Source organism: Xanthomonas sp. WHRI 10207, from assembly GCF_040202975.1.
Classification (GTDB): domain Bacteria; phylum Pseudomonadota; class Gammaproteobacteria; order Xanthomonadales; family Xanthomonadaceae; genus Xanthomonas.
The window spans coordinates 242,941-258,218 of sequence record NZ_JBEGDX010000003.1 but is presented as its reverse complement, the minus strand read 5'-3'; the positions used below and the strand labels follow the sequence as shown (position 1 = coordinate 258,218).

Genomic DNA, 15,278 nt, shown 5'->3' with positions numbered 1-15,278 from the left:
GATGTTCATATCCTGTGAGCCGATGCACACGATCGGCGGAACGCTGAATCCACATCGATGTCACACGCATGATCGGTGCGCATGACTATCCTGTCGGCAGTTCGCATCAGGAGCTTCCACGATGACTCACCCCCGCGCACTGGGCCGCTCCGGCCTGCAGGTTCAACCGATCGTCTTCGGCGGCAATGTGTTCGGCTGGAGCGCCGATGAGGCGACCTCGTTCGCCTTGCTGGATGCTTTCGTCGATGCCGGCTTCAATCTGATCGACACCGCCGATGCGTATTCGGGCTGGGTGCCGGGCAATCGCGGCGGCGAATCGGAAACCATCATCGGGCGTTGGCTTGCACGCAGCGGCAAGCGCGACAAGGTGCTGATTGCGACCAAGGTCGCCAAGTGGAGCGAGCATCCCGGCCTGTCCCCGGAGAACATCGCAGCGGCGGTGGAAGATTCGCTGACGCGCCTGCAGACCGATGTGATCGATCTGTACCAGGCGCACGAAGACGATGAATCGATTCCGCTGGAAGCCACGCTGGCCGCGTTCGGCCGTTTGATCGAACAAGGCAAGGTGCGCGCGATCGGCGCGTCCAATTACAGCGCGTCGCGCCTGCGCGATGCGCTGGATATCTCCGAGCAATACACGCTGCCGCGCTACGAAAGCCTGCAGCCCGAATACAACCTCTACGACCGCGCCGGCTATGAAGCCGAGCTGGAACCGCTGGTACGCGAGCGCGGCCTGGGCGTGATCAGTTACTACTCGTTGGCCAGCGGCTTTCTGACCGGCAAGTACCGCAGTGCCGACGATGCCGGCAAGAGCAGCGCGCGTGGCGCCTCGGTGGTCAAGCAATACGTCAACCCGCGTGGCCTGCGCATTCTGCAGGCGCTGGACGATCTGGCAGCGACCCACAACGCCACGCCGGCGCAGATCGCGCTGGCCTGGTTGATCGCACGCCCCGGCCTCACCGCACCGATCGTCAGCGCCACCAGCGTGACTCAGCTGCACGATGTGCTGGCTGCGGCGCAGCTGTCGCTGAGCGCCGAGCAGCTTGCGCAACTGGATGGCGCAAGCGCGCCGGAACCGGCTGCAGCGTAACGCCGCAACAGCGCAGCATCGGCCTGTTCATTCACTCGCACGGCGACTTCTGTCGCTGTGTTCCCTCGGCCGCGCACGCGCGGCTCCCCTGCGAGGATCTTCCGCATGACATCGATCACCAACCGCCGCATCGTGCTGGCATCGCGCCCGCACGGCGAACCCAACGCAGACAACTTCCGCATCGAAGAAGTCGCCCTGCCGCCCACCGGACACGACCAGATTTTGGTGCGCAACCGCTTCCTGTCGCTCGACCCGTACATGCGTGGCCGCATGGACGATGGCCCGTCGTATGCGGCGCCCGTGGCCATCGATGCGGTGATGGAAGGCGGCACCATTGGCGAAGTCGTCGAGTCGCATCATGCCGACTATCAGCCCGGCGATCTGCTGGTGCTCTCCGGCGGTTGGCAGACCTATAGCCTGCTCACCCCGACAACGCCGCTGCGCAAACTGCCCAAGGACGACAGCCTGCCGCTGAGCACCGCGCTCGGCGTCTACGGCATGCCCGGCTTTACCGCCTACGCCGGCCTGCACGAGATCGGCAAGCCGCAGCCCGGCGAAACGCTGGTGGTGGCCGCCGCCAGTGGGCCAGTCGGCGCCACCGTGGCGCAGTTGGCGCGCCTGCAAGGTTTGCGCGTGGTGGGCATTGCCGGTGGCGCAGAAAAAGTGCGCTACCTGCGTGAGTCGTTGCAGGTGGATGTGGCGCTGGACCATCGCGCCGACGACTTTGCTGCGCAGTTGCGCGCCGCCACGCCCGACGGCATCGATATCTATTTCGAAAATGTCGGCGGCAAGGTGTTCGATGCGGTGCTGCCGCAACTCAACGACTTTGCGCGCATTCCGGTGTGCGGCGTGATCGCCACCTACAACAGCCGTGGGCAGGCACTGCCTGGGCCCGATCGCCTGCCGGACTTCATGGGCCATGTGCTGCGCAAGCGACTGACCGTGCGAGGTTTCATCCAGCACGATTTCATCCGCCTGATGCCGGCATTTCTGCGCGAAATGGGCCAGTGGCTGCGCGAAGAGCGCATCCAGTATCGCGAGCATGTGCTGCATGGCCTGGATGCCGCACCGCAGGGGCTGATCAGCCTGTTGCGCGGCGAAAACTTCGGCAAAGCGGTCGTCGCACTCGACTGATCAATGCGCAGCGCTCTACCGGCTCTTACGATTCCCCATTCCCCATTCCCAAAAGGAACACAATGACTGTCCCCGCATTCGGCCTCGGCACCTTCCGTCTCAAAGATCAGGTCGTTATCGACTCGGTACGCAACGCGTTGGCGTTGGGATATCGCGCCGTCGATACCGCACAGATCTACGACAACGAAGCGCAGGTTGGCCAGGCGATCACCGCCTCCGGCGTGCCGCGCGACCAACTGTATGTGACCACTAAAATCTGGGTCGACAAGTTCGGCCGCGATGCGCTGCTGCCGAGTCTGCAGGAGAGCCTGCGCAAACTCGGCACCGAGTATGTCGACCTCACCCTGATCCATTGGCCGTCGCCGAAGGATCAGGTACCGATGCGCGAGTATCTGGAAGCCTTGGCGGACGCCAAGCAGCAGGGCCTGACGCGTGCGATTGGCGTGTCCAACTTCACCATTGCCCTGGTCAAACAGGCGATCGAGATCCTGGGCGCCGAGGCGATTGCCACCAACCAGATCGAGGTGCACCCGTACCTGCAAAATCGCGCGTTGATTGCATTCCTGCGCGAACAGGGGATCCACGTGACGTCCTACATGACGCTGGCCGTGGGCGAAGTGCTCAAGGATCCGGTGATCCTGGCCATCGCCGCGCGCCATGACGCCACCCCGGCGCAAGTCACGCTGGCGTGGGCACTGCAGCAGGGATATTCGGTGATTCCATCGTCGACCAAACGGGCGAATCTGGAAAGCAATCTCAAGGCACAGGACCTGCGCCTGAGCGAGCAGGACATGGGCGAAATCGCCGCACTCGACCGCGGGCAGCGGCTGGCCAACCCGCACGCCATCGCGCCCGACTGGGACTGATGGTGCACCGACGCATGCAGCGGGCTGAGAGCGGCTGACACAACGACTGCGCTCACCACCAGGCGGGCGCAGTCGGCACGCGGTACGGCATGGAGCACTCAGACACTGCGGTTATGAGTGCGCCGCCCACACCCATCTGATGACTGCTCGCTACGGTATTGGCCGCGCTTGGCGCTGCATGTATCGACAGCGGTGGCGACCGCTCGTCGTCGCGGACTGGTGAGCCGTCACCGGCGCTGCTACGGTGCCCGCACAGGGGGGTAGCCCGGTCACGGAGTCCTACCCATGCACAGCGCAGCCGTTCTGACCCGCAATACCGTCAATGTCGACGCAGAAATCGCCTACTGGCGCGATGTCCATGCCGAAGGGCATCTGGGCGGTTACGCGTTTGCCGATTACGCCCGCCTGCTGATGCTGGGCTACGACATCTACCTGGCATATCCGCGCGCCACCGAAGCGCAGCTGTACCGGGTCCTGCAGGATGCGTACTACCAGGACCAACCGCTGCTGTCGGTGCCGTGGGACCAGGCGCGCTGGATCGTACGCCATGCCTGGCAGCATCTGCAGGATGCAAGCGTGCGGCACTGAAGGCGCCCTGCGCTTCGGCACAACGCGAGTATTTTGCAGGATGGACGGCAGCGTAGTTCGATCAAGAAGCGCGTGCTGCGTGTTGTGCTGAGCGCCCTATGCTCGCGATGACTGCACACCGCCACGTTGTTTGATTTGGGAAGGGATATCTTTCGCGAGCCGCATCAAATCAGGTTGGGCCGTAAGCGCGAATTAGCCGCCGTTTTTAAGCGCGCTGACGCTACAAATTCAAGAGCGCACTGACGCTACAAAACGTCGAACACACGCTGGCGCGATAAGGCAGCTGGCAACACCAATCGCCTGCACCACACGATGACCTAAACGGGCGGCATTGCGACCGCTCTACTCCGCGACGCATCACCCCGGTGACAGCTGGCCGCGCAGCAGTGCGCGGCATCGTGGACAGCAATCAGTTCAACTGACCCATCGCCATCGCCTGCCGATCGATACGGTGCTTTTCGGCCAGCGCCTGCATGCCTTGCAGCGTCGAAGCGATCAGGCTCGCGTAACGCAGCCGCCACAGGTTGGCGCGGTCGTCGTCGTCCTGTGTGCTGCCCAGCCCATCCAGCACCTGCGGCAGGCGGCGGTCTGCCAAGGCGGACGCGGCCAGATAAGGCTTCGGCGGTGCGATCACGTCGACCGGCGCGCGCCAGTCGTTGGCGACGTGGCGGGCAATGCCGGCCAGGTGCGACAACTGATGCATGCCGATCAGGGTTTCGTGCAGCATCTCGCGGCACGCCCATTGCCACAGCGCCACCTTTTCCGATGGGTCCTGGGCGATTTCGGTCAGCGCCAGGTCAACCTTTTCGATACGTGTGTCGAGCATTGCTGAGCTCCGATGCTGCTATGCAACATAATTCACACCATACGCCGTGAGAATCAAGTGAGCCAGTCGTTTGGATACCGTCATCGCGCCGATGCTCGACCCGGTTCACGCTTTACGACGACCGCCGGTCGGAGCGGCACGGCCGGCACCCTGACTTCCTGCCCATGCAGCCCAAGCGCCGCTGCGTGATGCTGCAGTCCCCCGCCCGCGGTCACTCCCATGCGCCTTGCCGTCCTTGTGCCGCTGCTTGTGTTGGCGACCTGCACTGCGCAGGCCGAGACCGCCAAGCCGCAGCTGTCCTCGCGGCAATGCGAGGTCAGCACCTCCTACGACGTACTGGCCGATAGCGGCGGCATCTGGCTGCGTCGCAAGCAGGGCGCGCCACGCGAGATTTTCTTCCACGGTGGCGAGCTCAACGTGGACCGCCAGGCGCAACCGGTCAGCGCAACCGATGCGCAACGGCTGCGCGAGCTCGAACAACGCACCCGCGCGCTAATGCCGGCAGTGACCTCCATCGCCCACTCGGTCGTCGACATCACCTTCGATGCGCTCGGCGGTGTGGTACATGTGCTGTCCGGAAGCGCACGTCAGCAACGCAAGGTCGAGCAACTGCGCACCGGCGCGCTGGCGCAGGTGGATGGCAGCCTGGGGCGTGGGCGCTGGGAGCAGCAACTGTTCGACGAGCGTTTCGAGGCCAGCGTCGAGGACGCGGCCGAGGATCTGGCCGGTAGCCTCACCCGCAGCGTGATGTGGACGGTGATGACCGGCCGTGCCGGGCAGCTGGAACGCCGTGGCGCGGAGCTGGATGCACGGCTGGAGCACACCATGCAGCAGCGCAACCAGGTGCTGGAGACACAGGCGCAGGCGGTGTGCGTGCAGGCGCAGGCGCTGTATGCCATCCAGCAGGCGTTGGAATACCGCTTCCAGGGCGAACAGTTGCAGATGCTGGAACTCAACACCCCCGCGCCCAAGGATGACGCGCCGGTGCCTGCCAGCGTGGTTGCCACCGCGGCACATTGAACGCGTCACCCGCGTGCTGGCTTTGCTAGTCCAGGACCGTTGCCTGATGTGCCGCGTCTTCTTCGGAAGAGCCACGCGCTAGCGGAAAGGCGCGTGGCGATCGACCGCGTTTGCCCCATTGCTGCCTGGCGCAGCAGCCAGTTGCGTCACGCATCCGACACCGCCTGCCGCTGTTCCAGTTCCAGCACGGCTCACAAAACGACGCACACACATACGCCCGATGCGGCCGCACCGGGCGTATCTGCTGTAACAATCCACACTCACACGATGGCACCGAGCAGCGGGCACACACCTCCCTCCGGCGCACCGTGAAGTGACCGCGGCAGTTCGCTTGAAGGGTGTGCACCACTCGTACTTTCGGCTGCCGAACGCGCCGTCAACAAGGGCTGACGAACACCGACCGGTCAACGGCCGCGGTTACTTGGCCAGATGCTGCTGCAACTCATCGCCCGCCTGACGGATGGCGGTGCGCACTGCCGGCACCTCGCTGAGCGCGTTGAGCAGGCCGTAATCGTGAATCAAGCCGTTGTAGCGGGTCACGGTGACGTCCACACCGGCCTGGTCCAGTTTGCGGCCGTAGGCTTCGCCTTCGTCGCGCAACACATCCAGCTCGGCGGTCTGGATCAAGGTCGGCGGCAAGCCCTTGAGCTGCTCCACGCTGGCCTGCAACGGCGAGGCATAGATCTCGCGGCGCTGCTTCGGGTCGGTGGTGTAGCTGTCCCAGAACCAACGCATCATGTTGCGGCTGAGGAAATAGCCCTGCTGATACTGCTGGTAGGAGCCGTTGTCGAACGCGGCATCGGTCACCGGCCACAGCAGCACTTGGTAGCGCAGTGCCGGCGTGCCGGCCGCCTTGGCCTGCAAGGCCACCGAGGTCGCCATGTTGCCACCCACGCTGTTGCCGACCACCGCCAGGCGCGTGCCGTCCACGCCAAGCTCGGCGCCGTGCTCGGCGACCCACTTGGTGGCCGCATAGGCCTGGTGGATGGCGACCGGATAACGCGCTTCCGGCGACGGGCTGTAGTCCACGTACACCGCTGCCGCGCCCGAGGCGCGCGCCAGATCGCGGATCAGCCGCTCATGGGTGGGGAAATCCCCCAATACCCAGCCGCCGCCGTGGAAGAACATGAATACCGGCAAGGTCTTGCCGGCGCTGCCCGGCGGCTTGACCACCACCAGGCCGAGCGGCTTGCCGTCGACAGTGATGGTCTTGCGGGTGACCTCGGCGGCCGGCAGCGTGGCGCCGGCCTGGGCGTCCACCAGTATCTTGCGGGCCTGCTGTGGGGTGAGCTGCTCCATCGGCTTGCCGCCGGAGGAGTTGAGCGCGTCCAGGAAGGCCTGGACCTTGGGTGAGGCGGCCGGTGCGCTGGAATCGGTCGGCGCGGCAAGCGCGCCGCCGATTGCCGACGCCAACGTGCCAACCAACAGCAACGATGCGTAGGGTTTCATGGGGATGTCCGGGGTGGAATCAGGCCAACGTCAGGGTGACGTCGATGTTGCCGCGGGTGGCATTGGAGTACGGGCAGACCTGGTGGGCCTTGTCGACCAACGCCTGCAGTTCGGCCTTGTCCATGCCCGGCACGGCGACGCGCAGTTCGACCGCGATGCCGAAGCCGCCCGGAATCTGGCCAATGCCGACGCTGCTGTCGATGCTGACTTCGCCTGGCAGCTTGAGCTTGTCCTGCGCGGCCACGGCCTTCATCGCACCGATGAAACAGGCGGCGTAACCGGCAGCGAACAGCTGCTCCGGGTTGGTGCCGTCGCCGCCAGCGCCGCCGAGTTCGCGCGGGGTGGACAGCTTGGCGTCCAGTGCATTGTCCGAAGACACGGCACGGCCTTCGCGGCCACCGGTAGCAGTGGCGTGGGCGGTGTAGAGGATCTTTTCGGGTGAGGCCATGGTGGTTCTCCTGAGTGAGCGCAGTGCGCGTTGAATAAATTGTTAGCGATTAAATAGCGTGCTACTTAGCGGATAGAGCAATTGGATGCGATGACCGGCTTATCCCGCACCCAGGCTGGAGCGTAGCTTTTCCAGTTCCTGCTTGAGTTGACGCAGTTCGTCCAACGAGCAGGCCGAGGCGCAAAACACCTGCTCCGGCACGCGACCGGCCTTGCTGCGCAGCGCGCGCCCGGCATCGGTGAGCGCAATGATGACCTGGCGCTCGTCGCTGACGGCGCGCGTACGGGTGACCAGGCCCGCGCTTTGCAGCCGCTTGAGCAGCGGCGTCAGCGTGGCCGAATCCAGATACAGCCGCTCGCCGATCTCCGATACGCTGCGGCTATCGGTCTCCCACAGCACCAGCATCACCAGGTACTGCGGATAGGTCAGGTCCAGATCCTTCAACAGCCCGCGGTAGAGCTTGTGCATCGCCAGGTTGGCCGAATACAGCGCAAAGCACAGCTGGTTATCCAGTTGCAGCAAGGCGTTGGTGCGGTCGTTGGTGGCAGTGACGGTGTCCATGGGCTGCAATTTACATAGCACACTATTTAATTGCAAGCGATTTTTTGAACATGTTTGTCATGGACTGGTGCGGCCATGTCGCCGGGAGTCCAGCGGCCCCTACCGGAGCTATCGGTATCGGTATCGGCAGGCTAGGTCTTGGCATCGCTCGACGCGATGGTGTCGCGCTGGTTTTGCGGAAGGAGGCGACCTTGCACAACGCAGCCCGGCGGTCGCCGTCGCCTCGCCGTTCGATCGCTGCAAACACCGTCGCTGCCATGCCATCGGCCAGCCAGGGACTGGGCAGGAACAGGTCGGTCAGCATGACGCTCGGCAGCATCGACTGGCGGGTCGACGGGTCACGGGTCGATAGGCAACAACGGCATCTCGTTCAACCACGCGCCGCCGCCAAACTGGCTCTACCCGCACTCTTCTTCGATGGCGCCGATCTTGTAGCGCCCCGGCGCAGGACGCGCGTGCGCGCTCACGCCCGATGCGCAGTGGCCAGATATTCCGCGCTCTGCATTTCGATCAAACGCGAGGCAGTACGTTCGAAGGCGCCGGCCAGGCGCTGGCCGCTGTACAACGCTGGCGGTGCGTCCTGCGCGGTGCAGACCAGATTGACGTGACGGTCGTAGAGTTCGTCGATCAGGTTGACGAAGCGCCGCGCGGCATCCTCGTTCATGCGATCGAAATGCGGAATGCCACCGAGCAACACGGTGGTGAATTCGCATGCGATCTCGATGTAATCGGCCGGACCGCGCGGTCCTTCGCACAGCGCAGCAAAATCGAACCAGGCGATGCTCTTGCCGCGCGCGCGCACCGCGATCTTGCGCGCTTCGATTTCGATATTGCCGCCGCGTGCCTCGGCATTGCCGCTCAATTCGCTCCAGCGCTGCAGCAGCCAGTCATCGGCCTGCGCATCCAGCGGCGCGCGATACACCGGCGAGCGCGTCAACGCACGCATGCGGTAATCCTCGGTGCCTTCGGCATAGAGCTCGACGCAGAATTTCTGCAGCAGCCCGATCGCCGGCATGAAGCTGTCGCGCTGCAAGCCGTTGGCGTAGAGGTTGGCCGGCGCGGTGTTGGAGGTGGTCACCAGGGTCACGCCTTCGGCGAACAGGCGCTCCAGCAGGCGCGCCAGCAACATCGCATCGCCGATGTCGGTGACGAAAAATTCGTCCAGCACCAGCACGCGCAGATTTTCACGCCACTGCTGGGCGATCTTGGCCAACGGATCGCTTTGCCCGGCGTGTTCGCGCAACTGCTCGTGCACGCCGCGCATGAAGCGATGGAAGTGCGTGCGGTACTTCTGTTTGATCGGCAAGCCGTCGTAGAACAGATCGACCAGGAAGGTCTTGCCACGCCCCACGCCACCCCAGAAATACAGGCCGCGCACCGGCTCGGGCTTTTTCCAGAACGCCGACAGCCGATCCAGCCAGCCGTCCTGCGCGCTATCCACCAAGGCCTCGTGGATACGGTCCAGTTCCGCCAGCGCCGCCTGCTGCGCAGGATCGGCGCGCCAGTCGCCGCGTTGTACGCCGGCGGCGTAGCGCTGCGACGGGGTCATCTCACTCATTGTGTTCTCCGCGGGCCGGCTGCTGCCCTGCCCGCTCAACGGCGCATCGCCAGGCGATACGCGTGGTCCATGCCGCGGTCAGACAGCGGCCGGCAACCAGCGCCGGACACCATGCTGGATCGCACCGCGTAGGTCGATCAATTTGCGGTGGAAGAAGTGGCTGGTGTCGGGCATGCGCACCAACTCGGGCTGCTGCTCCAGCGTGTCCAGCCAGGCGTACACCGCCTGCGGGTCGACGATTTCGTCGGCATCGCCCTGGATCACCAGCCACTGCTCCGGCGGCTGCATGTCGCTGAAATCCCAGCGCCCGGCCGGTGGTGCGATCGAGATCAGCACCTGCGGCGCGAGCGCACCGGCAGCCCGCAACGACACATACGCACCGAAGCTGAAACCGCCCAGCCAGAGCGTGTCGCCCGGCCGCTGCGCGCGCACCCAATCGGCGACCGCGCGCAGATCGTCCTGCTCGCCGTCGCCATGATCGAAGCTGCCGGCCGAAGTACCCACGCTGCGAAAATTGAAACGCACCACGGTGATACCGAGCTCGCGCAGCGCGCGCGCGGCCATGGTGACGACCTTGTTGTGCATGCTGCCGCCCTCGGTAGAGAGCGGGTGGCAGAGAATGGCCGTGAGCGGTTGCGCGGCAACGTCCGGCTCAGGCAGATCGACCGCGACATCGAGCGGACCGACCGGCCCATCCAGCGTCAACGTGGCGGATTCGGTGGGAAATGGGGGATTGGACATGCCTGCATAATAGCCGCCCCGCCGGCCGCGTTCATCGCCCTGCCTGCACACTTCGTTGCGTTGCCCATGCATTTTCTGCTGTTTGCCGTTGTCTGCAGCGTGTTGGTGTCGGTGTTGTTGAAGCTGGCACCGCGTCGCGAGATCGACGTGTTTCAGGCCATTACCTGGAATTACGCCACCGCCTGCGTGCTGGCTGTGGCCCTGCTCAACCCCGCATTTTCCAGCCTGAGCGCGGCGACCACGCCGTGGCTGGCGCTGCTGGGCCTGGCGGTTGCATTGCCAGGTATTTTCCTGGTGCTGGCGCGCTCGGTGCGCGTGGCCGGCATCGTGCGCACCGACGTGGCGCAACGGCTGTCGCTGCTGTTGTCGCTGGCGGCGGCGTTTACCGTCTTCGGCGAGGCCGCCGGGCCCTGGAAGCTGGCAGGGCTGGGCGTCGGATTGCTGGCGATGGTCGGCATCGTGCAGCGCGCGCATGCGCCGGCGACGGTCGAGCCTGCATCTACCACCGGCGCGCAGGCACGTGCGTGGCCCTGGCTGCTGGGCGTATGGGTAGGCTTTGCGCTGATCGATATCCTGCTCAAGACGATTGCGCTTTCGGGCACGACCTCACTCACTGCGCTGACGCTGTGCTTTGCAATCGCGTTCGGGTTACTGCTGTGCGTGCAGCTGGTGCGCATGCAGCGCGGCCATCGGCTGCATCCGCGCAGCATGGCCGCCGGGTTGCTGCTGGGCGTGCTCAATTTCGGCAACATCCTGTTTTACGTGCGCGCCCACCAACAGCTGCCGCACAGCCCCGCCACGGTCTTTGCGACGATGAACATCGGGGTGGTGGCGCTCGGTGCGTTGGCCGGTATCGCAGTGTTCGGCGAGCGCACCACGCGCTGGACGCGCGTGGGTCTGGGATTGGCGGTGCTGGCGATTGCGCTGATTGCCTGGGGCTCGCGCTGAGGGGCCAGTTGCCTAGTCACGTCGCGGCTGTCACCCGTACGCCGCCGGCGCCCGCATGACAGCGTGCAAAGACTTCAACGCTCCCACTGCGGGAACGGATCCTCCAGCAGTTGCCACTGCGCCGGACCCTGGCGCAGTTCGTGATCGCTGAGCAGACAGGCATCCAGGGCGGCGCGCGTGTGCGTCGTATCCATCTCCACACCGATCACGGCAAGCTCCTGGCGACGATCTCCCCATAACGGGTGCCAGAGCCGCTGCATGGCGGCGTACTCGGTGGCATCGCCCACTTCATGCAGCTGCGGTAGCGGCGCGGTCCAGCATTGGGTCTGCTGCCGCTGCCAACCGATGTCGGTGTACGGCAGCGGCGTGATGCTGGTCTGCAGCCGCTCGCCGATCGATTGCGCATCCACGCGATGACGTGCGGCAAACCAGAAGCCGGCGGCATTGGTCTGGGTGGCGCCGCCGACGCTGGACAACTCGCCCACCCAATCCATGCGGCTGGCCAACCAGAAAAATCCCTTGCTGCGGATCACCTGCGGCAGCCCGTTGTGCACCATGCGCGCAAACCGCTGCGGGTGAAACGGTCGACGTGCGCGATACACGAAACTGCTGATGCCGTATTCCTCGGTCTCCGGCGTGTGCTCACCGCGCAGTTCCTGCATCCAGCCTGGCGCCAGCTGCGCACGGGTGAAATCGAACCGCTTGGTATCGAGCAGCTGATGCAATGGCACATCCCCGTGCGTCGCATCCACAATCGTCGCCTCGCGATTGAGCGCACGCAGCACCGCGCGCAGACGTTGCAGCTGCGCTGCATCGATACGGTCGCACTTGCTGATCACCAGCACATCGGCGAACTCGACTTGTTCGCCCAGCAATTGCACCAACCCGCGCGTATCGTCCGGCCCGGCTTGCTGACCCAGCTCGGCCAGCGTCGTGGCCGAACCGAAATCCTCGAGAAAACGGCTGCCGTCCACCACCGTCACCATGGTGTCCAGGCGCGCGATATCCGACAGGCTGAAGCCATCTGCATCGCGCACTGCAAAGGTCGCCGCGACCGGCATCGGTTCGGCGATGCCGGTCGATTCGATCAGCAGATAGTCGTAGCGACGCTGCTCGGCCAGCCTGCGCACCTCCTGCAGCAGGTCGTCGCGCAGCGTGCAGCAGATGCAGCCGTTGCTGAATTCCACCAGCGTCTCTTCGGTCCGCCGCAATGCCGCGCCGCCGTCGCGCACCAGCTGCGCATCGATGTTGATCTCGCTCATGTCGTTGACGATCACCGCCACACGCAGGCCCTCTCGGTTGTGCAGGATGCGGTTGAGCAAGGTGGTCTTGCCGGCACCCAGAAAACCGGACAACACGGTGACGGGAAGACGCGGATCGCGGGTGGGGGACAGGGACATCCGGACAACCTCGGGGGAGTGAAGTGTTACTATATAACAATTACTCAACGAGACCGCGTCCATGCGTGCAACCGCTTCGTTACTGGATACTTCGGCCATCGCCTTGTCCGGCCTGTGCCTGCTGCATTGCCTAGCACTGCCTCTGCTGGCCGTTGCGCTGCCACTGCTGGGTGCCTGGAGCCGGGCCGAATGGGTGCACGTCGTGTTTGCCGCTGCGGCGGTGCCGCTGAGTGGTTTCGCGCTGTGGAGCACGCATCGACGCCACGCGCTACCGGCGCCGGTGTGGGCGTTGGCGGGTTTTGGACTGGCCGGCCTGGCATTGGGCGCCAGCGGCATTGCAGGAGGCACTCTGGAAACACCCATCACGGTCACAGGCAGCTTGCTCCTGGCCAGCGCGCATCTGCTCAATCTGCGGCTGCGGCGCAGCGCTGGGCGTTGTGAGAGCTAAACCTGCTGCGGCCCGGCCCGGCATAGACAGCGTTGTAGACGATGGCGTTCAAAATGCGAGCAGGCGGTGCAATCACACGCGCTGATGGCTGTTTTGGCGAAGACTCGCCGCTGCAATTCTGCACTGGCTATCGGCACGATGGAGTTTGCCGACGGCACTGCTGCACGCGCGCCTGACCGCAGGCATCGGCGACAACATGCCTTCGTGATCCGGCAACATTGCGACGTATATAGCTGGTCGCTGCATGCGCGCACCAGCACCGCCGCGACGACCGCGCCTCGGCGTCACCTACAACGAAAAGCCCAACAACACCGGATCGTGATCGGAGCTACGCCACGGGCCGGGCAGGTTGCGCTTGGCATAGCCAGCGTCGTCCATCGCATCGGCATTGACGTGCCATTCCACTGCGCCGCGCAGTTGCTTGGCCATCGCCGGGCTGAGCAGCGCATGGTCCAGGCGCCCGCTCATGCCGTCGTAAACGTAGCTGTAGGGTTGCTTCACCCCAGCCACCGCAAAAGCGTCCTGCCAGCCGCTGGCGCGCAGGCTGCGCATCGGCGTTTCCATCGCGTAGGCGTTGAAGTCGCCCAGCAGCACGGCCAGCTTGGTCTGCGCGCCGGTGGGGTCGGTCTGCAGCCATTGGTGCAGGCGCTTGGCCGATTCGGTGCGCGTGGCATTCCAGCACGCTTGGCCGTCCTGCTGGTCGGCATCGGCGCCGCTGGCGTTGCCGCAACCCTTGGACTTGAAGTGGTTGGCGACCACCACGAAGGTGGCGCCGCGGCTGCTGCGGAAAGCCTGCGCCAACGGCACGCGGCTATGGTTGTCGAACGGCCCGCCGGTCAGCGTGGCCGGCTCACCCACCGGGGTGACCTGCGAGCTGCGATAGAGCATGCCGACCCGGATCGCGTCCTCGCCCGGGCCGCTGGCGGTATCGACGAACTGCCAGTCCTTGTCCTTGCCGGCGGCGTTGAGCGCGGCCACCAGCTGCGCGACGGCCGCATCGGCACCGTTGCCGTCGTTTTCCAGTTCCATCAGCGCGGCCACGTCGGCCTGCAACGGCAGGATGGTGGCAACCAGCTTGGCCAGTTGGGCCTGGAATTGCTCGTGCGTGCGCGCGCCGCGCTTGGTCGGGAAACCACCGCCGCGGCCATTGCCGTTGAAGAAGTTCTCCAGATTGAACGAGGCAATGCGCAGATCGCCGCCGACCTGCGGCGCCACCGCCGTAGGCATGGCCGGCAGCGTGAGCGGAGTCAGCACCTGGATGCGGTACTGGCCGTCATAGCGCTGGTCGACGATGCCATCGACCGACTTGAGCAGGCTGCCGCTGCGCAGCACCGCCTCGGGTTGCAGATACGCCACCGTCTTGGGGCTGCGTCCATTGCGCGCATCGTCCAGCAGCACGCGGCGGCGCGCGTTCTCGGTGTCGACCTGGGCAAAGGCCGGGGTGCCGGCGGCGGCCACTTCGCTCGGCTGCCACAACCGCCCACCGAATGCGGCGACCAACTCGCCGTAGGTGTCCAGGCGGTCGCTACCGTTGAGCGTCAGCGCGGCGATGCGCACGTGCTCGCCTTCCAGCGCCTCCCAGTTGGCCGGCGGCCCGCTGAGCATGCGCACCGGCACCGGCTGGCCGCTGGCGAGCCGTTCGATGCTGCTGGCATCCACCGAGGTCAGACTCGCCTCGCCGCCTGCCGACACCTCGCGCACCGTGCCGACGATGCGGACGCGATCGCCCACCGCCACCTCGGCATTGCCCGCACCGGTGACAAACAGGCCATGCGAGCGCCGCGGCTCGAAGCCGGGCTGCTGCACGAACAGGCCGGCCAGCCCGGCACGCGTATCGGCAGTGACGATGCCTTCCACGTCGACCACGCGGCCGTCGTAGGGGCTGCGGGTGTCCTCGCCCTGCACGTCGGCAATCGACAGACGCTGCGGCGCGCTGTCGGCCGCGCTGCACAGCAGCGGCGCCAGCAAACCGATCACACCGAGCACAAGCAGCGGGCAACGCGACATCGAAACACTCCAGAAGATAGGTCAAACGCAAACGCCGCCCGGAAGGCGGCGCGTGAGGACAGGGCGCAGGAGCAGGCTAACAAACCGCTGGGAAGTACCGCCAGATCCTGCGTCGACAGGTCCGTGGCGGACCGGCGGCACCCGGTGTGCACGTCGCCACGTTGACAGACCCGTGCAATGAAGCGCGCACCGAC

15 protein-coding genes and 1 other RNA gene are annotated in these 15,278 nt (G+C 65.3%); 8 read left to right on the top strand and 8 right to left on the bottom strand.

Annotated elements, in window-relative coordinates:
- Window positions 1-121: 121 nt before the first annotated feature.
- The 5 genes from ABQU90_RS11565 to ABQU90_RS11545 all read left to right on the top strand — a co-directional run bounded on the left by ABQU90_RS11565 (window position 122) and on the right by ABQU90_RS11545 (window position 3,678).
- Window positions 122-1,090: an aldo/keto reductase gene (locus ABQU90_RS11565; RefSeq protein ID WP_323521028.1), complete on the top strand. Its 969-nt coding sequence runs from the start codon at window positions 122-124 to the stop codon at window positions 1,088-1,090.
- A 105-nt stretch (window positions 1,091-1,195) separates the two neighbouring features.
- Window positions 1,196-2,224: an NADPH-dependent curcumin/dihydrocurcumin reductase gene (gene curA, locus ABQU90_RS11560; RefSeq protein ID WP_311239435.1), complete on the top strand. Its 1,029-nt coding sequence runs from the start codon at window positions 1,196-1,198 to the stop codon at window positions 2,222-2,224.
- 62 nt (window positions 2,225-2,286) lie between these two features.
- A complete protein-coding gene (gene dkgB / locus ABQU90_RS11555; protein WP_323521027.1) occupies window positions 2,287-3,090 on the top strand; it encodes a 2,5-didehydrogluconate reductase DkgB in 804 nt (267 codons plus the stop codon).
- 89 nt (window positions 3,091-3,179) lie between these two features.
- Window positions 3,180-3,254: non-coding RNA, sX9 sRNA (locus tag ABQU90_RS11550), on the top strand.
- A 121-nt stretch (window positions 3,255-3,375) separates the two neighbouring features.
- Window positions 3,376-3,678: a hypothetical protein gene (locus ABQU90_RS11545; RefSeq protein WP_055853597.1), complete on the top strand. Its 303-nt coding sequence runs from the start codon at window positions 3,376-3,378 to the stop codon at window positions 3,676-3,678.
- A gap of 409 nt (window positions 3,679-4,087) precedes the next feature.
- On the opposite strand, the gene ABQU90_RS11540 is transcribed toward ABQU90_RS11545, so the two are convergent.
- Window positions 4,088-4,504 carry a hypothetical protein gene (locus tag ABQU90_RS11540; RefSeq protein WP_055853599.1) on the bottom strand — a complete coding sequence of 139 codons (417 nt, stop codon included), beginning with the start codon at window positions 4,502-4,504 and terminating at the stop codon, window positions 4,088-4,090.
- A 219-nt stretch (window positions 4,505-4,723) separates the two neighbouring features.
- Here ABQU90_RS11540 and ABQU90_RS11535 point away from each other — a divergent pair, with 219 nt between their 5' ends.
- Window positions 4,724-5,524, top strand: coding sequence for a DUF2884 family protein (locus ABQU90_RS11535; protein WP_323521026.1), 801 nt, complete (start codon window positions 4,724-4,726; stop codon window positions 5,522-5,524).
- A gap of 417 nt (window positions 5,525-5,941) precedes the next feature.
- On the opposite strand, the gene ABQU90_RS11530 is transcribed toward ABQU90_RS11535, so the two are convergent.
- From ABQU90_RS11530 to ABQU90_RS11510, 5 genes are all read right to left on the bottom strand, one after another.
- Complete coding sequence (locus tag ABQU90_RS11530; RefSeq protein WP_228324924.1) at window positions 5,942-6,973, bottom strand: alpha/beta hydrolase; 1,032 nt, start codon at window positions 6,971-6,973, stop codon at window positions 5,942-5,944.
- A gap of 19 nt (window positions 6,974-6,992) precedes the next feature.
- Window positions 6,993-7,421 (bottom strand): organic hydroperoxide resistance protein, encoded by a 429-nt coding sequence (locus tag ABQU90_RS11525; protein ID WP_055853607.1) that lies wholly within the window; start codon window positions 7,419-7,421, stop codon window positions 6,993-6,995.
- 99 nt (window positions 7,422-7,520) lie between these two features.
- Entirely contained in the window at window positions 7,521-7,982 is a 462-nt protein-coding gene (locus ABQU90_RS11520) for a MarR family winged helix-turn-helix transcriptional regulator (protein ID WP_055853609.1), read from the bottom strand.
- A gap of 463 nt (window positions 7,983-8,445) precedes the next feature.
- Complete coding sequence (gene zapE, locus ABQU90_RS11515; protein ID WP_055853613.1) at window positions 8,446-9,540, bottom strand: cell division protein ZapE; 1,095 nt, start codon at window positions 9,538-9,540, stop codon at window positions 8,446-8,448.
- A gap of 78 nt (window positions 9,541-9,618) precedes the next feature.
- On the bottom strand, window positions 9,619-10,281 hold the full coding sequence (locus ABQU90_RS11510) for an alpha/beta hydrolase (protein ID WP_115552900.1): 663 nt from the start codon (window positions 10,279-10,281) through the stop codon (window positions 9,619-9,621).
- 66 nt (window positions 10,282-10,347) lie between these two features.
- Between ABQU90_RS11510 and ABQU90_RS11505 the strand changes: the two genes are divergently transcribed.
- Complete coding sequence (locus tag ABQU90_RS11505; RefSeq protein WP_323521025.1) at window positions 10,348-11,229, top strand: EamA/RhaT family transporter; 882 nt, start codon at window positions 10,348-10,350, stop codon at window positions 11,227-11,229.
- A 74-nt stretch (window positions 11,230-11,303) separates the two neighbouring features.
- Here the strand turns inward: ABQU90_RS11505 and ABQU90_RS11500 are convergent, their stop codons facing one another.
- Window positions 11,304-12,629: a GTP-binding protein gene (locus tag ABQU90_RS11500; RefSeq protein ID WP_323521024.1), complete on the bottom strand. Its 1,326-nt coding sequence runs from the start codon at window positions 12,627-12,629 to the stop codon at window positions 11,304-11,306.
- Between the two features lie 61 nt (window positions 12,630-12,690).
- Here ABQU90_RS11500 and ABQU90_RS11495 point away from each other — a divergent pair, with 61 nt between their 5' ends.
- Entirely contained in the window at window positions 12,691-13,077 is a 387-nt protein-coding gene (locus ABQU90_RS11495; protein WP_323521023.1) for a MerC family mercury resistance protein, read from the top strand.
- 288 nt (window positions 13,078-13,365) lie between these two features.
- On the opposite strand, the gene ABQU90_RS11490 is transcribed toward ABQU90_RS11495, so the two are convergent.
- A complete protein-coding gene (locus ABQU90_RS11490) occupies window positions 13,366-15,084 on the bottom strand; it encodes an ExeM/NucH family extracellular endonuclease (RefSeq protein WP_323521022.1) in 1,719 nt (572 codons plus the stop codon).
- Window positions 15,085-15,278: the final 194 nt, after the last annotated feature.